Annotated in this window: 19 protein-coding genes; 9 read left to right on the forward strand and 10 right to left on the reverse strand. The window is 35.6% G+C overall.

Annotation, left to right across the window (positions count from 1 at the left end; genetic code table 11):
• Positions 1 to 49 precede the first annotated feature (49 nt).
• Positions 50 to 5,947, reverse strand: a complete 5,898-nt coding sequence (locus ACZ5R4_RS03785; RefSeq protein ID WP_464368080.1) for a lamin tail domain-containing protein — start codon at positions 5,945 to 5,947, stop codon at positions 50 to 52.
• 142 nt (positions 5,948 to 6,089) lie between these two features.
• Positions 6,090 to 6,893 carry a metallophosphoesterase gene (locus ACZ5R4_RS03790; protein ID WP_464368081.1) on the reverse strand — a complete coding sequence of 268 codons (804 nt, stop codon included), beginning with the start codon at positions 6,891 to 6,893 and terminating at the stop codon, positions 6,090 to 6,092.
• 170 nt (positions 6,894 to 7,063) lie between these two features.
• Between ACZ5R4_RS03790 and ACZ5R4_RS03795 the strand changes: the two genes are divergently transcribed.
• The 5 genes from ACZ5R4_RS03795 (at position 7,064) to ACZ5R4_RS03815 (ending at position 10,381) form a co-directional block, all read left to right on the forward strand.
• A complete protein-coding gene (locus ACZ5R4_RS03795; RefSeq protein WP_277678441.1) occupies positions 7,064 to 7,585 on the forward strand; it encodes an RNA polymerase sigma factor in 522 nt (173 codons plus the stop codon).
• Positions 7,585 to 8,013 (forward strand): hypothetical protein, encoded by a 429-nt coding sequence (locus ACZ5R4_RS03800; RefSeq protein WP_464368082.1) that lies wholly within the window; start codon positions 7,585 to 7,587, stop codon positions 8,011 to 8,013. The genes ACZ5R4_RS03795 and ACZ5R4_RS03800 overlap by 1 nt, the downstream gene beginning before the upstream one ends.
• Positions 8,013 to 9,098, forward strand: coding sequence for a hypothetical protein (locus ACZ5R4_RS03805; protein WP_464368083.1), 1,086 nt, complete (start codon positions 8,013 to 8,015; stop codon positions 9,096 to 9,098). The genes ACZ5R4_RS03800 and ACZ5R4_RS03805 overlap by 1 nt, the downstream gene beginning before the upstream one ends.
• A complete protein-coding gene (locus ACZ5R4_RS03810) occupies positions 9,098 to 9,955 on the forward strand; it encodes a LiaF transmembrane domain-containing protein (protein ID WP_109984129.1) in 858 nt (285 codons plus the stop codon). Before ACZ5R4_RS03805 ends, ACZ5R4_RS03810 begins: the two co-directional genes overlap by 1 nt.
• A gap of 93 nt (positions 9,956 to 10,048) precedes the next feature.
• Entirely contained in the window at positions 10,049 to 10,381 is a 333-nt protein-coding gene (locus ACZ5R4_RS03815; RefSeq protein ID WP_054859236.1) for a thioredoxin domain-containing protein, read from the forward strand.
• Between the two features lie 45 nt (positions 10,382 to 10,426).
• On the opposite strand, the gene ACZ5R4_RS03820 is transcribed toward ACZ5R4_RS03815, so the two are convergent.
• From ACZ5R4_RS03820 to ACZ5R4_RS03835, 4 genes are all read right to left on the reverse strand, one after another.
• Positions 10,427 to 11,602: a hypothetical protein gene (locus tag ACZ5R4_RS03820; protein ID WP_054859235.1), complete on the reverse strand. Its 1,176-nt coding sequence runs from the start codon at positions 11,600 to 11,602 to the stop codon at positions 10,427 to 10,429.
• Positions 11,603 to 11,752: 150 nt separating this feature from the next.
• On the reverse strand, positions 11,753 to 12,916 hold the full coding sequence (locus tag ACZ5R4_RS03825; protein ID WP_109984126.1) for an HD-GYP domain-containing protein: 1,164 nt from the start codon (positions 12,914 to 12,916) through the stop codon (positions 11,753 to 11,755).
• A gap of 481 nt (positions 12,917 to 13,397) precedes the next feature.
• Positions 13,398 to 13,493 (reverse strand): putative holin-like toxin, encoded by a 96-nt coding sequence (locus ACZ5R4_RS03830; RefSeq protein WP_219987224.1) that lies wholly within the window; start codon positions 13,491 to 13,493, stop codon positions 13,398 to 13,400.
• A gap of 195 nt (positions 13,494 to 13,688) precedes the next feature.
• Entirely contained in the window at positions 13,689 to 14,372 is a 684-nt protein-coding gene (locus ACZ5R4_RS03835; protein ID WP_109984124.1) for an RluA family pseudouridine synthase, read from the reverse strand.
• 413 nt (positions 14,373 to 14,785) lie between these two features.
• Here ACZ5R4_RS03835 and ACZ5R4_RS03840 point away from each other — a divergent pair, with 413 nt between their 5' ends.
• Both ACZ5R4_RS03840 and ACZ5R4_RS03845 read left to right on the forward strand, forming a co-directional pair.
• On the forward strand, positions 14,786 to 15,763 hold the full coding sequence (locus ACZ5R4_RS03840) for a BMP family lipoprotein (protein WP_109984123.1): 978 nt from the start codon (positions 14,786 to 14,788) through the stop codon (positions 15,761 to 15,763).
• Positions 15,764 to 15,780: 17 nt separating this feature from the next.
• Positions 15,781 to 17,427, forward strand: a complete 1,647-nt coding sequence (locus ACZ5R4_RS03845) for a methyl-accepting chemotaxis protein (protein ID WP_054859232.1) — start codon at positions 15,781 to 15,783, stop codon at positions 17,425 to 17,427.
• Between the two features lie 61 nt (positions 17,428 to 17,488).
• Here the strand turns inward: ACZ5R4_RS03845 and ACZ5R4_RS03850 are convergent, their stop codons facing one another.
• On the reverse strand, positions 17,489 to 20,155 hold the full coding sequence (locus tag ACZ5R4_RS03850; protein WP_464368084.1) for a DEAD/DEAH box helicase family protein: 2,667 nt from the start codon (positions 20,153 to 20,155) through the stop codon (positions 17,489 to 17,491).
• Positions 20,156 to 20,305: 150 nt separating this feature from the next.
• On the opposite strand from ACZ5R4_RS03850, the gene ACZ5R4_RS03855 reads away from it, so the two are divergent.
• On the forward strand, positions 20,306 to 21,361 hold the full coding sequence (locus ACZ5R4_RS03855; protein ID WP_054859227.1) for a DUF2515 family protein: 1,056 nt from the start codon (positions 20,306 to 20,308) through the stop codon (positions 21,359 to 21,361).
• Between the two features lie 14 nt (positions 21,362 to 21,375).
• Here ACZ5R4_RS03855 and ACZ5R4_RS03860 read toward each other — a convergent pair whose 3' ends face one another.
• The 3 genes from ACZ5R4_RS03860 to ACZ5R4_RS03870 are packed head-to-tail and all read right to left on the reverse strand — an operon-like array spanning position 21,376 to position 23,413.
• Entirely contained in the window at positions 21,376 to 21,792 is a 417-nt protein-coding gene (locus tag ACZ5R4_RS03860; protein WP_054859226.1) for a hypothetical protein, read from the reverse strand.
• 39 nt (positions 21,793 to 21,831) lie between these two features.
• Complete coding sequence (locus tag ACZ5R4_RS03865) at positions 21,832 to 22,551, reverse strand: HAD family hydrolase (RefSeq protein WP_109984119.1); 720 nt, start codon at positions 22,549 to 22,551, stop codon at positions 21,832 to 21,834.
• Positions 22,552 to 22,561: 10 nt separating this feature from the next.
• On the reverse strand, positions 22,562 to 23,413 hold the full coding sequence (locus ACZ5R4_RS03870; protein WP_109984118.1) for a patatin-like phospholipase family protein: 852 nt from the start codon (positions 23,411 to 23,413) through the stop codon (positions 22,562 to 22,564).
• A 179-nt stretch (positions 23,414 to 23,592) separates the two neighbouring features.
• Between ACZ5R4_RS03870 and ACZ5R4_RS03875 the strand changes: the two genes are divergently transcribed.
• On the forward strand, positions 23,593 to 24,747 hold the full coding sequence (locus ACZ5R4_RS03875; RefSeq protein WP_109984117.1) for an MFS transporter: 1,155 nt from the start codon (positions 23,593 to 23,595) through the stop codon (positions 24,745 to 24,747).
• The last annotated feature ends 94 nt before the right edge of the window (positions 24,748 to 24,841 follow it).

Genomic DNA, 24,841 nt, shown 5'->3' on the forward strand with positions numbered 1-24,841 from the left:
CTTGACTTGAAATGCAAGCTCCTTTTTTCTTACAAATTTCTACTCCATTTTAGTTAGAATACTTTTGCTTCTGCCGCTTCTGTCTTTGCCATATGAAAAGGATTATTCCCATTACGAGTAGAACCATACTGCCTAACAAAAGATTATATATGTTTGTCGCAGTATCTGGTAGCGAAATACCCTGCTTACTAGTCAGAGGCTCTTTGTCTTGATTTTTATTCACTCGAATTATTTTATCTGATTCCGAATGTTTCTCTATTTCATCCTGATTGTCGATTTCATTCCCTTTTTCATCTTGTATTGGATTAACTTCTGGCTTGGTTGGAGGTTGCTCTTGATCATTATCCCCCGTACCTGTACCTTCATCTTGATTATTTTCATCATGCTCGCCTTCAGATACATCATCCCTTCCTTTTATAAGAGACCAAATAGACGATCTTGTAGAGCCAGAATACTGATCTGTAATTCGGGTATACCAGTAGTAGGTCTTCCCCTCTTCTAACCCAGACCATGTTATTTCTGCGGTATCTCCACTTGCAACATTTTGAACAGTACCTATCTCAGAATTGGTGTACACATTAACCACAAAGGAATCTGTAGCTACACGTTTTTCCTTTGGTGTTAGATCTAGATCAATCATAAATTCATCCTTGTTCGGATACTCATCTGTATCATAGTAATTGTAATCGTCCATATATGGTGAATACGTATTAACAAAAATTCGGTTATTCGTTGAATCAAAATGTAACAAACGCATATACCCTTGACCACCTTCAGGTCCTGCTTGATAATCTGCTAACATCTGATAAACAGTTCGGTCGGGCGTTCCGTCTCCATCATCATCGATTTCATCTATCAAGGTTTGAGCTTCATGATAATGACCAGACAAGACTGCCATTACATTTTCATTTGGAATAACGACTTCATTGTACAGTTTTTCACCTAAAGGATGGCGTGTTCCAGTTGCTTGTAAATATTCATGAAAGGTTAATATCGCCATGCGATCGGGATATTGAGCTAGTATCTCATTCATCCACGCAATTCCCTCCTCATCAATACCCCAGCCTAAATACATCATAATAAAGTCATTGCCATTAACCGAAATTAAATCATAATGTCCTCTGTTATTGAGATAGGAACCACCATAGTACGGTTTTTCCATAAAACGATCCTCACCAAAGTATTTATAATATTCTGTGTAGTCATTATCTTTTTGCAATACATCATGATTTCCTGCAAGCACCCCATACGGTATATTAGCATCGTCCAATGTCTTCATATACTCATCCGCATGTAACCACTGGTATTCTTGGTCTGCTTCATCGACTAAATCACCACTATGAAAGACATATTCGATGTTCATTTTTTCTTGATTTTCGGCAATCCATTGAGTTTGTCTATCATAAATATGCGGATAGCTTTCCGAATAATATTGTGTATCAGACATCCAAACAAAGGTATAATCATATTGATTTGGATTTGCAGGAATTTCATCCTGAATGATAACATGAATGGTATGGTTGTCTGCATACTTACTCACTTCCACATAACCACTTAACGTAAAGTCATCAGTGCCTGCAATTTGGTAGTCGATCAAATCCCATTGCGCTTTTTCGATGTTCCATGCATACATGGAGACCTTCCTACCTTCTAATGAATGACCATTCCATACTAATTCTACTTGATCATCGTTATTAACCGATTCATCTAAAGTGACATCAAAGCGATGATAAGGAAATTCAGTCGTAGAATCTGTTACTAAGTATTTCCCATCTTGTTCGGAAGCAAGCTTCAATTCTTGATCCGACAATTCAGCCTGAGCGGAGATCTTCTTGGTTGCAGGTGGCTCCGTTTTAGCTGTACTTTGATAGGATATAACGGAGCTTTTATCGGATGGTTTATATTGAAATGCCTGATAAAAACCAACATCTAATTGATCTCCCATTGGGTCCTTGACTTTGACTCGTAGTTTCGGATCACCAATTTGAGTATCCGTTTGGTTGTTTGGTTCTGTTGGATTTTCCTCTACTGTATGGAACATTATTTCTTCGATTTTTGCGTTTCCAACTTTATCAATCGCTTTGATTTTCAACACGTGCTCTCCAGGTGCTAAGGAGCCAGACGATGTCATATATGGAAGGGTGATTTCTTCGTTATCTAACCATGCTTGATAACTGTCCACTCCAGCTATTTCGTCCGTTATTTCTGCATTGATCTCAAACTCACCTTTATAGGACCTATTTTCTTCCATATTGGGGCTGATGATTGGTGCCGTGTTATCGACAAATACCTTTCTTTCGATTAATTTAGTATTTTGAAGAATTTGTACGCGATGAGAACCATCTTCCACCGTAGTCGTATCCCATTGATAAGCTAAAGAATTTGCTAACCCATCCGTAATGGTAAATGTGAAATGCTCCGCTATCCGCTCTGTTCCATCATCCCCCATATCTAACACATCCGACGGATCCGGATGTGACGGATCTGTTAAAACCGTACCATCTGTCATCACTAACCGAACATTACGAAGATTAAAATCATCTCGATTCTCGCCAGGGTCTCCCTCCCATGGAGTAGCTTTATTACCAGCACGAATTGTAATAGTATTATCACCTAACTGCAGTTTTGTTGGATCAATGGGAACCGTAATCGTTTCCCATTGGGCCATCCAATCATCGAAAATATGGACAATCTCATCCCCTATTGTGACACCATTTTGGAAATAAGTGTTAATTCCGCTAACTTCAAATGCTAAATACGCTTGATGTTCCACAGCTTTATACGTATCGTTGATTACTTGTTCGTCAATTTTCATTATTAAGTCATCTGGGCTACTCTTCTCAGCTGTCCCCTTTATGATGGATTTACCAGATAAAATTTGCTCATTCTCTACATTCAATCTGAGAGGACTTTGATCCAGGTCACTTGCCACTCGGATCGTTTCAATGCCGCTTTTTACACTGTTCGTACCATCTGATGCTTGAAAATAATATTCTACATATTCTTTTCCTATGATTTCGGGAGCATAAATGCGATACTGATAAACCCCTTTTTCTTCACTCTCTTCCAGTAAGGCCTCTTTAAATTCTTTTTCATCCTCGGTTCGATAATACACAGCTACCGTTTTAACCTCTTGATTATCATTGGCACTTACTTGTAAATCAATGTTTTCCGTATGATTCACCTGAGAAATGGTCGTTATATTATCGATTTCTGGTGCTATTGTATCTTGTTGTTTTTGAACAGGTTCGTTCGGAACTTGATAGTCCTCTACTGTGCCAGGTGTTGCATCTAATTCACCTGCACTTATTTTTTCCATTACATTCGTCTTATCTACTGGATATCTATAAACAATTCCCTTATTTGCGACAACATCATCCACATTTTCTGTGTCATTATAGTAAGCGATGGAATATTCAATTCCTGTATTGGAAGCAATAATTAAACCTCTTGTGCTACCATTAGCCATCCCTGCTGATTCAATACGGACAATATCCTGATTCTCCACTAACTGGGAGCTAAAATTCGCATTGAAATCTGCTACTGTTTGATCATTATTGTGACCATTAATGATCCAGAAAACAAGTGTTTCCTTTGCTGGAATTACGACATCATCTGGAATAGATGGCCAAATCACATCACTTTCTGGATCAGTACCATAACGATATTGGATCTTGTAATCCTTTAAATTAATCGGTTGATCTGTATTATTATAAATTTCAATAAATTCATAGCCGTCAGCAGACCCTGTGTTTGTCGTATCAGGTACAACCTCTGTTACTAGTAATGGTGGTAATGCTTGAGAATCAATTTTCTCCTGATCAATTTGAATCGTAAATTCCTCTGTTTTACTCTTATTTCTACCATCTGTTGCTTCTATATAATAAGTAAGGTTTTCATCCACATGATTACCAGGTATCTCTACTGTATATTGTGAGGGATTTTCAGGATCTATCGACATTGGTAGACTGATATATTCAGAGTCTTTCTTCTTAACGTAAAGATTCGCTGATGGAATGGTATGATTGTCCACTATCTCTGCTTGAATCGAAATCGGCGAAAAAGCCTGTCCTTCCTTCACTTGTTTATGTGTAATCATTGGTGCTTCTTGGTCTATTTCTTCTTCTGGAACTTCTACAGACTCACTTGGTACTTGAACCTCATCTACCATGCCAGGTGTAGGGTCTGCTAGTACTTGATGCTTCTTCATTTTTGTAGCTTCTTCTAATGGATATTTATATTGAATAACCTTTCCATCATTATTATTATCTTCACCTAGATAATCAGCATAAACAACCTCGTTATTTTTGTGATCTTTAATAATTAAAGCACGATTTCCTCCATTCGCAAATCCAGGAAAGGATGAGCTATTAAATGGGATGACCTCTTCTTTTGTTAGATTAGTAGAAAATTGTTCGTTAAAAGCTTCTAGCTCGTTCTTTCCATTGTTATACCAGAATACTAATGTTTCTTCTGACGCTATATCTACGTCTGGTAATTCAAACATAATGTTCTTACTGGAGTCCGTGTAATGATAAATGAAATGATAATCGCTTAGATGTAAGGTTTGATTAGTATTATTATATAGTTCAAAGTATTCAAAATAATCGGTACCACCACCTGCTGTATTAGGTGAAATTTCTGTAATTAAAAGTTGTGGGTACTGATTAAAATCCTCGTTGATCATTTTTTGTTCTTCTACTACTGTATTTACTTGCTTCTTTTCTTTTTCTATTTTTTTGACAGTGATCACATTTGGCGTATCTTTTGTTGGGTCAACTGCTCGATGATGTGCATTGGTTGCCATTATATAATACTCTATTTGTCCGATTATTACTTCTTCTGCAGGTATCTCTGCATGATAGTTATTTGACTCCTGTCTTGACATTTCCACACTTCGATAGGATGCCTCTCCTTGATATCGATAGAATAATTTTGCTTGAAGACTTGAATCTGCATCATCAATGATAGCATTGATAGTAATGGTTGAATTTACATTGGCCTCAGAGACAGGCTTGGATTTGATTATTGGTGCATCACTAGCTGAAACAGTTACTGGTTTCTCAGGTATTTGTTGTTTATCGAGTTTACCAGGTGTGGGTTTTTGTTGCTGCTTGGAAGTTTGCATTGCGGTTGATTCTTGAGGATATAGGTAAGTAAGCGTCTTTCCTAGCTGAATATCTTCTTCTGAGAAGCTTGCTGAAACGATCTCTTGTTGATTATCACGAATACTAATCGTTTGCTTATTAGTATTGCTAAACGAAATAGCTTGATAGCTTATCACTTGTTCTTCCGTGAGCTTAGTTCCGTAATGGTGATTAAAGTTATCAATGGAAAGATTCCCTCCATTGTTCCAAGCAACCACTGTTTCACCTGGCTCAAGAGAAGTTGGTGGTAATTCGAGTATTTTTTCACCAGAACTAGCTGTAGAATGGAAAGAAATATTGTAATAATCTAATTGAATAGCTTGATTAGAATTATTGTAGATTTCGAAATAGGCAAATTGGTCATTTTCCTTACTAAAAGGCATGACCTCTGTAATTAGGATCGAAGGAACCTTTTGAAAATCGATAGAGGGGGTACCTTCTGCATTTTCTATCGAGGATTTCTCTACTTTCTCTTTTTTTTCGTCGATTTCAGGTATGTTTTTTTCTTGTTTTGTCGCAGACTCGGTTATTTCATTCGATCCTTCTACTTCCTTTGTAGATGATTTGTCTTCCTCATTATGTATCTGATTTGGTTTCCGAGTTAATTGTTTGTCTTTACTTTCAACTGATTGCTGTCCCGAAGTTTCAGCAGAGCGTTCTTCATCTGTATTTTCCTCGATTTTCTGATTTGGACTAGCTTGTACGACTGAAAAATGAACAAATACATGAGAAAATAAAATGCATGTAATTAAAAAAACGGAAAATAATCGTGCCACTTTTTTCTTATTTCTTTTCCTCATTTGTTAAGACCTCCTGTTTCTATACTACTAACAGTATAAATGGAGGATATTAAGAAAGTTTAAAAAAATTGTAAAAATTGCAAAAAAGATGACATTGTTATGTCATCTCTTCTACCAAATTGTAATAAAGTGGGGCCCCCTATTATCGATTTGTACCGTAAATGGTCAAAAAAGATAATTGACTCTGATTAAGAAACCTTATTGGAAGCCTAGTAGTGCCTAGACCACTATCAATATAAAGGTACTTTCCCTTTTCATGTTGGAAAATCCCTTTATCCAGACTTGGGAATAAGCCTTGGTCTGGAGAAATAATGGCACCTAAGAAAGGGAGTCTTATTTGTCCGCCATGTGTATGACCACATAATATAAGGTCAGCTAGCTTTGCAGCCTTCCTATTAATGATTTCTGGTGAGTGTGAGAGCAATATACGATAACCCTCCTTTATAAATAAGCTTTCTGTCAACTGATCATTTCCCGTTGCCGCATCTGCTACCCCTACTAAGCAGATTTGGCATCGCTTGAGCTTAACAATTTCTCTTTTATTATCAAGAAGTTTAACATTTCTTTGTCTTAAGCTGTTTATAAATTCCTCCCCTCTAGGATGGTCCCATTCATGGTTACCTGACACAAAATAGACGTGTTGATGACTTTTAACTAGTTGTTCAACAAAAGCAAGGATGCCCGAAAAATCTTTCGTTTTTCGATCAATCAAGTCACCGGTGAGTACGATCAGATCGGGATGAAAATTTATAATTTTTTGCAATAGTCTCGTATATTGATTAAAAAATATTTTGTTATGTATATCCGTTAATTGAACTAAACGAAATGTTTCGTCTTTTAGTCTATCTGTACCAATCGAAAGACGATTTATTTTCCAAACATTTGTATCATAGTAGCTTTTAATAAGGAGACCCCCAATGACTAATCCGGCCAAAATCTTCTTCATTTTATCACCTAACCTCTATAATTCCTTCCTACTTCAGTTATTGTTATTATAGCATTGTACATTTTATTCTTAAAAAAACTTTCAAAAGAATGTAGTATTTTTGATTTTTTCATCGTCTATATTACAGAGAACTACAGAGAGGGGGGAGAGCAATTCAAGAGGATGCTTTAATTAAGAAGGTTCAGCAGGGAAATCAGCAAGCGTTACGGATACTTATTGAACGTTATAAACACCATGTATTTAAAGTGATTTATCATGTTGTCCGTAACCCTAAGGACGCTGAGGACCTTGCACAGGAAACATTTATTAAGATGGTCGATGCTCTCCCTTCCTATCAAAATCAAGGTTTTACGACGTGGCTCAGTCGAATTGCCGTACATAAAGCTATTGATTTTAACCGAAAGAAGCAGCGTCAGAAAGAAGACCTAACTTTTTTTGATCAAGATTATCAATTAACAGATGGCCATAATCCAGAGGAACAATATTTAGCAAAACACGAACGAGAGATGGTCAGAGCTGCCATTATGGAAATGCCGGATAAATTGCGACTAGTGGTGCAACTTTATCATTTAGAGGGCTTATCTTATAAAGAAATATCGGATCAGTTAAATATGAAAGAATCAACAATAAAAATGCGGTTATATCGTGCAAGAAATTGGATGAAGGAAAACTGGAAGAAGGAGGATTTCTGATGAAACATATTCCTAAAGAGCAAATGAACTTATATATTCTTGATCAATTAACGGATGAGAATCGAAAGACAATGGAGAATCATCTATATAGCTGTGAAGCATGTCTAGATAGTTATCTCCAGCTTATGGAAAATAGTCTAGTTGAGGACTCAGTGTCTGATTCCTTTACAGAAAAAACAATAGCAAGCATGCAGCTTGATTCAAAACCATCATCCAAAAGCTCAAATGCTTCTTCCTTGTTCTCTAAAAGTATTATTCACTATGTTCTAGCTGCCGGTTTGACCTTGATTCTCATGTTTTCTGGAGTATTTGATAATATGATCAGTCTCACGGATAGAGCAGAAGTAAGCCCAAAACAATCGTTAACTGAACAACTCATGAAAAAAACAGATCAATTATTAGAGGAAATGAAAGGAGATCATAACTAATGACAAAATCACCCATACTCGCTTTATTTCTTGCCTTGTTTCCGGGCTTTGGTCATATTTATTTAGGATATCGATGGAGAGGAGTGTTATATACTTTATTCTTCTTAGGTTCCCTTTTTTGTGGATTTATTGCAGGAATCATTGTCTACTCCGATACCTTGTTTATTGGATTTTTCTTAATTGCAGCGATAGTTTGGCTTATCAATATGATGGATATTGTCATGACACTTGTGATGAAAAAACAAGGAGGACTCGCGAGCACAACAAACAATGATCAAGCATTTACCCTAGAAGACCCTAAACAAAAGGAACGCTTTTCTACGATATTATTATCGTTTATTCCTGGAATTGGTCACTTCTATTTAGGATTAACCTATCGAGGACTTACCATACTTGCAGCATTTTTTGGTATTATTGCAATGGTGTTTTTTGTGAGTGTACTAACGAGTAGTATTTTCTTAATCTTTCTCCTTGCGATTCCTATCATTTGGATCTACAGCATGTTTGATGTAATCCAGTTGTTGAACAAAAAACAACAAGGTATTGATTTATTAGATACGACCATTTTTGATGATTTTGATAGGTTTCGTGATGATAGCAAAAAAAGCAGAATGCTAACTACCTTATTGGCAATCTTCCCGGGTGCGGGACATATGTATTTAGGCTTGCAAAATCGCGGTTTACAGTTAATGGCTTCTTTTCTACTTTCCATCTATATTCTTGATGTATTACATTTAAGTATATTTTTGTTTGTTATCCCTATTATCTGGTTTTTTAGTTTTTTTGATGCCTTACAGCTAATTAATCGATCCCATGATCAAGAGTTGGAGGATATTCCAGTATTTAAACATTTAGCCAATTACCAAAAATGGTTAGGGATTGGCCTTATATTGTTAGGAGTATTTTATCTGATTGATAGTACCTTCCTCCCTATTATCGCAGATAATCTAAGGGAAATATTTAATATTGATGTATGGTACTATTATCAGCAATACTTCCAAGTCAGTATTGTATGCTTCCTATTAATCCTAGGCGGAATTAAATTGATATCCGGCTCTAAAAAGAAAGAGAAGGTGAAGAAATAATGAGAAAATGGCGTGTTGGCTCTATTTCCATGGGACTTTCCTTAATTGCACTAGGTGTAACCTTATTTTTATCCCAGCTATATAACTGGGAGGTAACGACCTTTATACTTTCTTGGATTCCAATACTCCTAATTATATTAGGCATTGAAATATTAATATATTTGCTGTTATCAAAACAAGAGCAACCTATCGTAAGATATGACGTTTTTTCTATCTTGTTTATCCTTTTTATAGGTGTCCTGACACTTGGTATTTACTTTGTTACTTCGACAGGACTTGTGACAACGGTAAAAGAATATGTAGACACAGAAGAAGTGAACGGAATGTTGCCAGAAGTAAATCAAAAGCTAAGTAAGGACATTAAAAAAGTGGTCATTGATGCGAATAATAATGGGATTGAATTGGAAGCAAACGAAACAGACGAAGTGAATATATTTGGAAGCTTTCGGTCTAATTATGAAACAAAGCTCTCACAGGATGATTATATTTCCATTAATAAAGTTGGAGATACTCTATATATCGAAATACTCTCCCCTCCTTCTAAAAATCGAATGAACCATCATTTTGTTAACTATGATGCTACTATTTCGATCCCGGGAAACAGAAAGGTAGAAGCTCGAACTTATCTTCACGAGGTTAACCTTGATTTGGCTAAATTAAAAGCAGATTGGTATATCGCCAATGCTGATATTGCATTATTAAGTGATGGAGAAGATGCTAATGTAAAAGTGACAACAGATCAACCTTATGATGAGACAAAGTCAACGGAAGGTGAAGATTTGAAAAAGAAAACGTATGGAGATGGAACGCATTCTCTTTACTTTCAGCATGTGAACAGTATTAAAGCCGTACCTTAAAATAGCATAGCAAGTTTCAGAAGCATTCAGCTTCCAATCAGCGTGTTTTTAATATACACTTGTTTTACTAATAATTAAGAGGAAGGTTACAAAGTGAACGAATTCGGCTCCATTTATTATCAAGAGGATTTGGACCATCTTATTCAAAATCATACGCTTAGTCTATTGTTCGTTTCGCAGAAAAATTGTAGTGTTTGTCAGAGTCTTTTGCCACAAATTAAACAGGTTATGCAGAAGTATCCTATGGTCAAACTTGGTTATATCCGTGCAGATCAATTTCCAAGTATTGCAGGGATATATTCGATATTTACCGCCCCAGCTGTTTTGTTTTTTGTCGAAGGAAAGGAATACTTTCGGGATGTTCGCTTTGTACCAATTCAAGCATTTTCAGAAAAAGTGAACAAAATATATTCCCATTTTTATTAAATAAAACTTTGTGATTCTTAAATGAGGAGCCTATATATAGGCTCCTCATAAGCGTTTTGACTTTGTAATGGAATAAAACAATAGCACTAGTATGATTAACGACTGACCAAGGATGATGATTGCATCCCAAAAATAGACACTATTCATTGGTAATAATAACTGAGGGATAATATTCATATAGACATACACGGCTTGTGGAAGAAAATAAAAAGCAAATAAACTAAAAGTCAAAATAATTCCACATAAGAAAAAATAGCTGTACAACCGAACGGTTCTTTTTTCCTCTTGATACACTGTAGTTGTAGTATCCTCCTTGATAAAGGGCAACCATTCTCGTAAATGTTGTTTGGCATTTTCCATAAGATTATAGCACCCAGAGATATTCTCAAAAACAAAATACAGATCTGTTTTCATATAAAAACAGCACTGGTAAATCGTTTTAATAAAGATATCTAAAGCAATCATAGACAATATTCCATGGAGGATTAGTTCATCATTTGGAAGGGTGAGTTTCCATGAAAGCGCGGTAAACAGCAATACTTGATCGAAACACATCCCGCCAAGATAGAGAATATTTCTACGATGATTCGGAAGTTTCCAAGCTGCAGTAAGATCTGTTTCCATAACTACTAGCATTAGTCGATGAGCTATATTCCAATTTGTAGGCAGATTGTGAGAACGGATTGCCAAAACGTGTCCCATTTCATGTATTAATAAGAGTATTAAAGATAGAACTGCATATATTAGTACATTCCAGATCATTACATCAAAAACAAACATATCTTGATAGGTGGGTAATAATTTTGGATTTAACACAAGGAACAATATATTCATCATAAAAACTAGAAAGTATAGTTTAGATGTTACCCGATTAAATAAAAGTTTCCCAACCTTTGCAGGAATCCACTCAAAACCTCGAATTTTGTGATTTTCTTTCTTCATTTCAATTATTTTGCCATCAATCGATTGGACTAAACCTAATTCTACTAGCTGATGAGAAAAATCAAGTAAGTCTACTTCTTCCTTAGGATAAGTTTGTAATAAGCTTGCTTGAACCTGTCCCAAATTGAAACCATTGTTCATCATTTTAATTGCATCAATACAAACCTTGGGCATTTCAAAAAATTCACCAGAAATGCTTTCCTCGACAAGATAGTGCTTTTTATCTTCTTTAATCGTTAATGGGTATAGGGTTAAGGTTGATTTTAACGATATCGTCATTATTTCACCACCGAAATAGAAAGTAGGATGTTATCATGACAACATCCCACTCTCTTCATACAGAATCTACCAGTTATTAAAATATGTGCACCACCAACAAGTTACCTTATTTTGCTTAAGCTTACGAATTTTCATCGTCTCACCTCCATTTCATTCGTGTTCTTGTGTGTGATTAAAATGTTTATAATAATCCACCCAGTCTTGATAAATTTCTTTAAATAAATCGACTAGGTTGGGATCAAACTGACTTCCTTTTCCTTGCACAATTTGATCGTAAGCTACTTCTAGTGGTAGTGCCTTTCGGTATGATCTGGATGATGTCATTGCATCAAACGCATCAGCAATGGCTGTAATTCTTGACAGATGGGATATTTCCTCCCCTTTTAAACCGTATGGATAACCTTTTCCATCCCATCTTTCATGATGCTGCTCGATGACTTCGATATGTTCTGAAATCCCCTCTACTTTATGAATAGCATTAGCTCCAACAATGGGATGAGTCTTAATAATATTAAATTCCTCATCTGTTAATTTACCTGGTTTTGTTAAAATGGAATCAGGTATGTTAACTTTTCCGATATCATGTAATAAGCAAGCATAATAAAAAGTTTTTAGTTGATCCTTATTATATTTTCCTGTTGCTTTTGCTAGTATTGCAGCATAGTTTGCTACTCTTTCACTATGCCCTTTTGTATATAAATCCTTTAGTTCAAGGGTGGCAATTATTCCTTTTACTATACCATTTAACTGTCGCTCATAGGATGCTTCTGTTGCAGATACATAGTCTAAAAATCTATGTAATAATATCCACGCAACAATGGAGATAATGGATACTAATATAAGTGGAATTAACACCACAATATCCTTTAAAAAGATACCAATAATGATAAATTTTAATATTGTGCCGATAGAAACAAGATAGAAAAAATGTTTATTTACAAAAATTGGGGAAAAAAGTACAATAACTAATTCTGCTATATTGCCATTTGCATAGGAGATATCTGTACCTATGTAAGAAAGTATATCAACAACTATGTTCGTTGTGGTGAACACAAGGAAATAAATATATTTAACAGGGGCTGGATTATTCTCCTTAATTAGTTGATAAGCAATAGGTATAAGACATACTAGAACAATATATATAATAAAATCTATTATACTCTTATTATTAATTGGGGCTATTTTCCAAGGCATGTTCGGTAAAACAAAGTAATAGATAAGTTCATAGCTAAAATAAACGAAGTAAAATAGCCATAAGAACCAAATCGTTGTTCGCTTCTCTTGATTAAGTAAAAACGAATATCTGCTATTCATGTGATAATTCCTCTCTATTCCAACATATGCCGTCAAATTTCCATTTTTTTAGATAATTATTGTCATTTTCTTAAGTATAGATGAATAACAAACATCTGTAAATAAGATAGTTATTGGTAAAATGGAATAAAGAGTATCGCGCAATAACTGTTATAACGCACAGTTTTGCATAATGAAAAGTTGACTCATGGTTTAAAAACCGTGTACAACCTTTTCATCTTTATCTTACATGATTTGATGGAAAATGACAAGGTTTTTCTACCTTTTTCTGAATTAATTTGTTTTATTATCCAAAAACAAGTGACAAAGTAGTGCAACTTTTCATCTTACGTGACGTATGTTATAATAAACAGAAGAAACTCATATAATAGTAACCCACAGCTGGCACTGTGGGTTATCGATAAGCGGTTCCCCCAGAGGGTTCGGCTGCAATTGGATTGCATAGACCTCACCTAGTCACTTTTAGGGTAAATAGGGAGGTCTATTTTTTATTGATCAATGTTACAATCAAAGCGAGTAATGCAATTAAGAATGTCCCAAAACCACTAAGAACCATGAAACTCTCATACATACTCATTGGCATCCCCCCTTCCGTTGGGGCTAGCCGACCTCTCCTTATAAGAACATTATCTTTCTAAATTATACCATAGATTATACACGAGAACAAATGTTCTATCAGTATTTATATTTTCCTAAATGCTTTTCTTTTATACATATAAATGAGATGAATCAAACTATCGCAAAGCTTGTCAGTTATCTGTTTTATTCTTTGTTATTTTATCCTTTCACTGAAAAGATCCCACGGATATTGATCGGGTGGGAAAGAATGACATAGGGTTACTTCTTTTTGAACTGGATGCGTCAATTCTAGCACATTTGACCATAAGGCGATTTGCTGGCCTGGCTTGTTCATTTTTTCTCCATATTTCTGGTCTCCATACAAAGGATAGCCCCTAGATGCAAATTGAACACGAATTTGATGTGGTCTTCCCGTTTGAAGACGAATTTTCACAAGACTTAGACCTTTGGCACTTGCTAAAACTGTATAATCCAAAATGGCTTTTTTTGCCTTTTTCTCGGATGATGCCACAATATGGGTCTTATTTTCATTGCGATCTTTCATTAAATAATCTTCAAGTGTACCAATTTCTTTATGGGGAATTCCTCGTACGACAGCGAGATAGGTTTTCTTGATTTCATTTTTTCTTATCGAATCAGATAAACGGGATGCTGCTTTTGATGTTTTAGCAAAAACCATTACTCCACCTACTGGACGGTCAAGTCGATGAACTAGTCCAAGATAAACATTTCCAGGTTTATTATATCTTCTTTTTATATCTTGCTTAAGAAAATTTAATAGATCTGGATCCTTCGACTTATCTGCTTGTACTGGGATATTTATTGGCTTTTCTACTACTAGCAAGTGATTATCCTCATATAATATTGGAACTTCCATACTTCCCTACTCCTTTTTCGATGTTATTTCTTTAGCATAACATAGTTAAACCCGAAACTGAATGTGCACACTTGTTATCAACTACTCTATATGAATTAGCACGAGTTATATGAAAATGGTTTATCTTATTATTTTCTACCTTTCGTAATCTGATTTAAATTAGTTAGAATTGTAGGCATTTTTAATACAATATAACAATGGTAACTAACAAAATTATTTTTATAGTATAAATTACCCAATAATAAGATTGTTAACGATTACTTAATGTCAGTTTTGTAAATATTTTTAATGATAAGGCTTCCAATATTGACCATTTTATATGTGGTCTGTATAATTCATTTAGGTATAAATACTTATTAATTTGTGAATTAAATAATATATTTTACCTAATTACAACATGTGGGGGTTTTCTAATGAGAAGAGTAATAGAACTATTTCTATTGTTATGCTTATTACTTTTGGCGGGTTGTTCTGAAAATGAACTATCATCCAATCTTGATAACAAACTAAGAATTGGTGTAATGCTTTCCGATGCAGGTCTTGGTGACCAATCATTTAGTGATTCAGCCTTTAATGGCTTAGAGAAAGCAAGAGAAGAATTAGGCATTCTCTTTGACTACCGTGAATTAAAGGAAGTTGGCGATTATGAAACAGGATTGCAAGAGTTAATCGATCAAGGAAATGATCTAATTGTTGGTTTAGGCTACATGATTGAAGAAGATTTAAAGAAGGTAGCAGAAAAATATCCTGATAAACAATTTGTCATTGTTGATGCTGTGGTAGATTTACCGAATGTAACAAGTGTGACATTCAAAGAACATGAAGGTAGCTTTTTAATTGGAGCAATAGCTGGTATGAGAACCAATTCTGATATTGTTGGATTTGTTGGAGGCTCAGATACTCCGCTTATTCGCAAATTTTTAAATGGCTTTAGCCAAGGTGTTGCTGCAACCAATCCTGAGGCAGTGGTACTCCACCATTTTGCAGAAGACTTTAATAATGACAAACTTGGAGAAGAATTAGCCAAGGAATTGATTAATGATGGTGCTGACTTTATTTATCCGTCAGCAGGTTTTACCGGTGTAGGTGTTATAAACATTGCACAGCAGGAAGGAATTTACTCATTTGGGGTGGATTCAGATCAATATTATCTTGGTGAGAAAACAGTAGTCACCTCCATGCTGAAAAATATTGATGTAGCAATGTACAAGCTTGCCAAAGAACTTGTTGAAAATGGGCAAGTAGCTGATGGACATATTACACTTGGCTTAGCAGACGATGGTGTTGGCATCGCTCCTATTCGTGTTATTTCTCTAACTAAGGAAGAAACCGAGCAAATAGAGAAGCTTACAGAAAAAATAAAAACTAATGCTATCACCGTATCAGAATAAAGAGAGGCTGAAATTCAATGAAATTAAAATATCAGTTAGGACTAATTGCATTTTTACCTATTATCAGCTCTACCATTATTATCGGACTGATCATTGTTCAAATGATGAATATTCAATCATCTAATTCAGAAAAAGTAGAACAATTAGTCAATGTCGAGAAGGTTAATAGCTCTATTCTATCAGTGGAACAAGAGCTGATGAGCTTCTCCTTAAATCGAACAGATGCTGCAGCAGAATCCATTCAGTCCAAATTAGAAAGTACGAAATCTTATCTTAATCTATTAGAGCAAGGAAGCACGAAATCTGAAAAAGATCAATTAACATTAATAGATGAAAAATTTCAACAACTATCAGAGGATGTTGTGCTTGCATTAGAAGTTAAGGATAGTGCAGAAGCAAAACGTCAATCAATCCGTACACACGGTATTCAAAACGATATCCATCTTTTACAATTAATGGTCGAAGAGAATTATCAGCATGCACAGATACTATTAAAATCAACTATCCAATCCATTATTCTTTTTGCGATTATTTCTACCATTATTCTACTTACTGGAACGATTATATTTGCCTTGATTATGTCAAAAAGGATTGTTACTCCAATAACGAAATTAACGAACGTTGCTGATAAAATTGCCAAAGGAGACTTGACATCCTCTATTATGAAAACAAAGCGAAAGGATGAAATTGGGACACTTCAAAATCGCTTTATTCAGATGAAGGAGGATCTCCTTACATTGATTACTAACTTAATCGACACATCTCAAAGTGTTGCAGCATCAAGTGAGCAACTGAGTGCCAATGCGGACGAAACAGCCTATACGACAGAACAAATTGCTAAGACAATTCAAGAAATATCAAATGATTCCCATACACAATTAGTAAGTGTAAAAGAAGCAACAGAAAATGTTACGAATATCTCAGAGGATATTGATGCAATCTCTGAGGGAATGGGGCGAGTGATTAGCTCCTCAGAAAAAGCACATCAATTTTCTTCAGACGGATTAGCTTCCGTGAGAAGTGTTAATGAACAGATGGAGATCATCAATCAAAATTCCGAAAAAACAACATCGATTATGAAAAGTCTTGAAAGCCACGCCACGCAAATCAACAAAATAGTAGATATGATAACTAATATTGCAGAGCAGACCAATCTTTTAGCTTTAAATGCAGGAATTGAAGCTGCACGTGCTGGAGAACATGGGAGAGGTTTTGCCGTTGTAGCTGAAGAGGTAAGAAAATTAGCAGAAGAATCAAATCAATCTGCACAACAAATCAATCATTTAATTGATTTAATTCAGTCGACCATGCAAGAAGCAATCGAATCGACGACAAGCAGTAATCAAGCTGTGCAAAAAGGGTCTTCATTAGTAATGGAAACCAATAATGCTTTTGATCAAATCACCGATTCGGTTGCAAGTGTTCAAAAAAGGGTTCATCAAGTGACCAATTCGCTTGAGCAATTGATTTCTGTTCGTCAAAAATTAATACACTCTATGGAACATGTTACGAACATTAGTGAGGATACATCTGTCCATTCTCAAGAGGTTGCTAGTGCAACAGAACAACAAACCGCAACAATTCAAGAAGTTTCCGCAGCTACAAGAACTTTAGCCAATATGGCACAAGGTCTACAGGAAAATGTGAGTCGTTTTAAAATCTAATCTCTCATAAAAACGAAGGCTTAAACATGTCTTATGACAATAGCCTTCGTTTTTCAATCTACTAACTCCAAATACTTTTTCTTTCTGACCGTTTGACAAATTTACTCGACATCGCTTTAAGTCTCGCCTTTAACAAAAGCCTTCTTCCCTCTGGTGTTCTAGTGTAGATCATTTTTGCACTACCGATCTGTTTATTCCATCTAGCTAGTAATTTTTTTACATACTCTTTCTTTCTACCAATCTCCTCAGGAACGGCATGATAGTCATGACGAACCCATAAACGTTTTCCCGATTGACGATGTAAAAGATATCTTGGATTATCAATGGGATCTAATAATTCCTGTAAAGCATCAATGAATACTTTTTGTTCATAGGTAGTTCCTTGTTCCAAATAACAAGATAAACTACCATCGTCTCCTTTATTAATGATAATTTTATTTCTATCCAACGAAGTATGAAGGAGCCCAATATCATATAATGTCAAGTAGATGGTTTCAGCTAATTGTTTCATTCTTGATTCTAAGGAGGAATTGAAAATATATATTCTTAATGCCTTCCACCAATAAGGTGCTGAGAACAACAGCCCTAACAAAAATCCGATACATAAAGTTACTATGATTTCTTCCAAAGATGAGGTGTAATAGCCATATTCCCCCATTTCGACAAAAGCACTTGCCAGGATTACGACAGACATAATGATTAATGATTTCAATGTGTTTCGGAACATAAATAGTGGAGGTAAATTTTTTTGGCTCACTCCCATTTCAATTCGTTTCTTTTCTCCTTTCGCTACTGCTTCACGCCATTTTGCAAATAAACGGCTTCTATTTGTTGCACGATTCTTCATTAGTTTATTTGTTTCGTGTATATCTTGTTGTCGGAAAGGTGGTGCTAGCATTCTAAGTCGTTGGATTCCTGATTGAATGACAGCTATTTCTGCATCAACACCTGTTAGTGAATCAAACCGACGAGTCAAGGATTGAAAATCATATCCACCATCACTTATCCCTCGATCCACACAAACAAGATGCCAAATATTCGCAACTTTTTCTTCATTCCCATTCTCTGTTCGAATAGCGCGTCCCCTCATTTGATTGGTCAGCATAAAACTACCTACATACGAAGCTAGAATTAATGTATTTACACTCGGTGCATTCCATCCTTCACCAAGTAATGCTGTCGTCCCAATTAAAACATCAATATCCCCGTTCGAGAAAATGTCAGTCATTACTTTTACCATTTTTTGTCGAGATGAGCCCTTCCAACTGATGAGAGCATAGTGAGGATCATGGTCCAATTGTTTGACAGAGAAATCTAATGAGGCTTCTTCTAATAAATGTATCGTCTCATTAGGAATTATAACTACAGAGCCTGTTAGGACTCCTAATTTGGAAGAAGTGTCCAGTTGACGACGAAGCTTTTCAAATATTGGAATGACTCCTAGTCGGATAAGTGGCTGCGCTTCCTCATTTGCCTTTGGCAAATCGTCCTGATAAATATAATCTGCTAATATTACCATTCGTAGATTTTTCTTTTGGGATTGCTTCTCTAATTGGACAATTTCGACAATACTATCAAGCTTGGAGGCACTATGTAAAAGAGTTCTTTGCATTGCTCTTGTTGCACGAAGTTTTATTTTTCTATGTTCAATAGATCCAATATGAGATAATTGTTTTTTGATACTTTTTAACGGCTCTTCCTTTGGATTCACATACTTATCTTTATATAGTAGATTGCTTAACAATTCCTCTAGCCAGTGCCGATCAAAGGAAGGAAGCTTTTCTACTTTTTCCTCCATTACTAAAAAGGGTTTTTCCCAATATGCACTATCGACTGCACGCAAATAAAGAATCATGCTTATAAAATATGGATAATTAGCAAGCTTCTCTTCTAGGTGTTCTCCATAATTCATCCACGGGTGATGCTCCATTAATGCTTGGAGGGATTGATTTTGCATTAACTTTTCTTGAAATTGTGATACCTGTTGATGAAAAGTATCAATCGGCTCCTTTTCTTTCTTTGTTAAGGAGGAGACCCAGACATAATCTTGGTGTGGACATAAATCTCCTTCTTTTACTAATGCCGCAATTTCAATTTCCTCATCGATTGGACCACAGAGTGCTATGTAGTTTTCCCATTCTGTCTTTCCCACATCATAAGGAGGGGTGGCAGTTAAAGCAACAATGGCTGGATTTTCTAATTGATCTCGTAAATGAATCGTTGTTTTCCACCAACTTGTCCGTAAATGATGAGATTCATCCAAGATCAATGTTTGAAAGTTTTGTTGAAAAAGTCTGTTAATCGATTCGTATTTTGATTGATCTTCTATGTAGATCTCTTCTTCTTCAAGATCATCCAGTTCAGGCTCTTCTGCCCCTTGCTCCATTTTATGAAATAAAGCAAAAATCCCTTGGTAAGTGGTAATCGTTAGAAATGATGGATTTTTTATATCTGTTGAAATCCAATTAGGACGTTCTTTTTTTTGCAAAAATAGCTCTGTAAAGCGGTCTGCCCATTGGTTCCGTATGGCAATCGTTGGAGCAATGATAAGTGTCGCTTTGTTTAATCTTCGCATAACTTCTAGTCCTAACACCGTTTTACCTGAACCAGGTGGAGCTACGAGATGAAGATGTCGATTAGCCAAATGCTCGTCTAAATTATTTAACACTTCTCCTTGATAGCTTCGCCAAGGAAAGCAAAAGTTAATATCATCAGGAAATTTATTCATCAATTCACCTTCCTCTCTTCATCTATGTACGATTTAGGAATGATGTTAGTTTCACTGCTCTCAGTTTAGCATATTTTTGGTATGAACCTTAAAACGGCTGGATATCCTAAATAGTAATGATCATGTTTTGCATGGAGAGGAAGAGCCATTTTGGGTCATTCCAGAAAACTACCACTGAAATTAGAGTGTCTCAAAAGAGCATTACAATCGAGACAGATACCCATTCATCCTAATGCTAAAGAGCAAGAATTAGTCAAAGCCATTCAAAGAAAAGTAAATGAAAAAAATCAAAACAATATTACAAGAACAAATGCTTATTTTCAATTTTTTCAAGCATTTCCGGAAATACAATGGGCGTTTCTAGCACATATGGTCTCAAGGAATAGTGGTTGGAACATGACAGATTTAAAGGGGAGCTATTTATCCGAGCTACTTACCGATAAGCAACAGGAATATTTTTTTAACTATTTAGAGCGAAGTAATTGGTTAATCTTTCAGGATGCCTATCCACAGCTTTTATTATATAAAGAAGCTAAGAAAAGTGGGAGGAATTTATTCCATCTTTTACCCTGTTTCGGTGTATCTGTTTTTATGCAGACCATTTGGAATACTTTTTATTCTTATCATGATAAAGAATTGCTGTCTGTAGCTCTCATTATAAATGAACAACATTATATTGAAAATCGAGTGATTCACAACTCCAATTATCGTGCAAATCTGTTGGAACTAGCCGAAATTAAATTCCAAGAATTATTACAATTAAATATGATCCTCTTTCCATATCAAGATGGGAGTAGGACGAGGTTAGTCGGGCAAGCTGTCAATCATTTCGCTGCATTAGATAAGCGAATATTATTAGGGAAACGCTTATATGAAATTTTATTTGATCCTACTTATTTTCAAAAAATCCTGACAATGGCTTGTCAACACCCGCACACAGGATCACGAGAAGATTTCTTTCCTAATCTATTCCAGAGTGAAAGGCTAGGAAAAGGATTTCCCTTATATAGCCCTAAGTTACAAAGTGCTTGGGAGGATGTTCAGCACAAGCCTGCAGAGACCGGAGATTGGTATAAAGATTGGAAAGTCCTTTACTATTTTCTTAAGGATCAAGCGCATTATTATCCAGATATTCTCGATTTATATATTAAATCTTTGCATACATTGGAACAGGCCGCTCTCCTAAAGGATAGATGGTTAAAATAATACAACCGAAGCTGTTAGGCAGCCTCTTTTGTGATACTTGCAGCGTTTAATATTAATATATAAACTGGATACACTATGAACCCACCTATTAAGAAGAGACCTGTGACAGGAGACGGTGTATCTCCCTCATTTGTTACTGGAAATAAAACCGCACAATGATAAATAAGAAGTATAAAATAAGGAATCCAAAGGACAAGTGTCCAAAAATTAGCCTTCCTTTCCGTTAGCCATCTTTTAGATAAATTGATAATCAGAATGGAACCAACTATTAACTCGACAATTATAATGCCAATCATCCATTTTTGGACATCGTTCACTTCCGATGATAACCATCTACTTATTCTGTATGTGTTTAATATAAGCTCGAGAGGGAACCAAATCACTACAGCATAGAGCATGCTAATTATATTTAACTTAATAAAATAATGCATCATTAAGACTCCTAACACTTCCTAAATCAATTCGGACTATTAACACTGTAAGCTATCTAGCTTTTGAAAATATGCTAAAAGCTCCTTTGCACTATGCACTTCTTTATCAGCATACCATCTACTATTTTTCGGGACTTCCCTGTTTCGATGATTAAACCATACAGCCTTCCACCCTGCTTGCTTTGCACCAATAATATCTTTCTCATAAGAATCTCCAACATACACCGTTTCGTTCGGATTACAGGCTAATTCTTCTTCGACTATCTTAAAAATCTCTTTTTTTGGTTTAGCATAGCCATAGGAACCAGAAATATAAATATGCTTGCTTAATACCCATTGATTAAGCTGTAATTGCTTGATCTTCATGCTTTGATGGTCTGTCTCTCCATTTGTTAATATAGCTAACTGTTTGCTACTTTGCTTCAATAAATCAAATAGCTCTATTACCTCCGGAAAAAGCTTGATATTCGCTTGCTCTCTTGCATAGAAATGATGAAATGTAGTAGCCTTCTCTTGATCAAGCGGTATTTCAAAGTCCTCACATGCACGAATAATGCGTCCGATCTGCCAATCGAATACCGTTATCTCTCCACGCTCAGATTGATCGAAAAGCATTTCACTATAATGACGGCTAGCTCTGTATATCTGATCGATGTCTTTATATGAAAAATGATCCCCTATTAGCTTTCTAAATGTTGTATGAAAGGATAATGCCTGATCATACAAAGTGTCATCTACATCAAAAATAATCGTATCCATCGCTACCTCCTTAGGATGACAAGAATTCTTTAAGAGGCTCTCCAAGTTTTTTTACATCATGATAGCCTTTTTGATATAAATCCATTAATTTATTTTTATTTTTTTCCACTCGCCCTACTTGCAATTTTTCTGTCGGATTTATAATAAATACATTACCTTTTTTCTCTTCTTCGTAAAGGTAGTTCAACGTGTCATTATATTCGGAATGTCTTTTCTGAATTGCCTCAAGTAATCCGGGATACTGACGGTATTTTTTTCGAATATACCAATTAAAGGATTGCGGTTTCTTATAATAACCTCTATTTCGTGTTAAAATCACCACATTTTTATTGTTTCCCTCTTTCATCGACTGCTTAATCGGAATCGGTGATGTGATGCCTCCATCCATTAATACACGATTATCGAAATGGACAGCCGGTGCAACTAAAGGTAACGAGCTAGATGCTCGAAGAAGAGTAATCATATCCTGCGCATAATCTGATTTGCGGTAAAACAGTGCATCACCTGTCACACAATCTGTCACACCAACTACGAACTCCTCCTTTGCATGATGAAACGTTTCGAAGTCAAATGGGACTAGCTCATTTGGCAATGTTTCAAAAATAAAATCCATTCCAAATAACTGACGTTTCGTAATCCAATTTCGAAAAGATAGATATTCAGGGTGACTGACATAATCAATATTTACACGCTTATTTCGGTCTATCTGTCGTGCAATATAGGAGGATCCACAACAAGCACCTGCCGAGACTCCAATAACATATGGAATATAGATATTTTCCTCCATTAAATATTGTAAAACACCACCTGTATAAACCCCTCTACTTCCTCCACCTTCTAACACTAATCCTGTATTTTTCATATTATATCTCACCTAACTTTTCCTTTAAATGACAGTATCATTATCATACAACAGCCTGTCTTACATTGCTAGTATTCTAAATTGACTAAAATTTTGTAGAAAAGTCCATTCTATTGAAAGATAGCATCTTTTTCCTGTATGATAAGTACCGATATCTTAAGAAAGGTGAAGGGATAATCATGAATAATCAGTTACGATTAACCATTTTAGTTATTGTTGTAGCTGTTGCAGGCTTTAGTCAGGGCATGCTTCTTCCATTAATTGCAGTTATATTTGAAAATAGTGGGCTCTCTTCGTTTTTAAACGGAATCAATTCTACGGCATTGTATATTGGTATTTTATTTACTTCTCCATTCATGGAGCCTCTATTAAGAAAGTTTGGGTATAAGCCTCTTCTAGTTATAGGAGGATTGCTTGTACTAATTTCGCTCGTACTATTTTCACTATGGCAATCATTTTGGTATTGGTTTTTCTTAAGAATGATAATTGGTATTGGTGATAATGCCGTTAATTTTACTGCTCAAACTTGGATTACCGAATTCTCTCCTGAACAAAAGAGGGGACGAAATATTGCTCTGTATGGATTATCTTTTGGAATAGGATTTGCTGTTGGACCTTTGATGGTACCACTTGTTAATATTCATGAAAGCTTGCCATTTCTTATCTCAGCTGGGTTTAGTCTAGTAGGTTGGTTCTTATTATTTATCCTTCGAAATGAACTACCTGAACAAGACTTAACGATGAGCTCTTTTCGAGATACATTTAGGCGATTTGGTCAAGCTTGGAGGTATGCATGGATCGCTTTTTTACCACCATTTGCTTATGGATTTTTAGAAACTTCTTTAAATGGGAACTTTCCAGTGTATGCTTTACGAATTGGAATAGAGGTAAGTCACGTTTCTGCATTACTATTTGCTTTTTCTATAGGAGCGATTGTCTTCCAGCTTCCACTTGGTATTATCGGGGATCAGCTTGGTAGAGAAAGGTTGGTTACTATTGTCCTGCTGGTTGGCTTTCTCTGTTTTACAGTGGCTGGATTAATGGAGGATTATTTTTATGTACTACTAGTCTGCTTATTTACCGCTGGGATGTTTGTTGGTTCCATGTTTTCAATAGGAATTACCTACATGACTGATTTGATGCCGCGGAACCTCTTGCCTACAGGTAACCTTCTATGTGGTATATTTTTTAGCATAGGAAGCTTAACTGGTCCATCAATCGGTGGATTATTTATTCAATTTGCTCCAACCACAAGCTTTTTTTATGTAATAAGTGGGCTACTTTTGCTCCTATTTCTTATAACATTCGGAAGGAAAATAGCTAGACTAAGTTAAATGGTGGATGTCTTTTATTCCTATCCTTTTTTTCTGAGTGGTTCATTAATGTGCTTAAAGCGTTTAGGAAATCGATAAAGCTTTCGACTCCTAA

This window comes from Gracilibacillus sp. JCM 18860 (assembly GCF_055395245.1).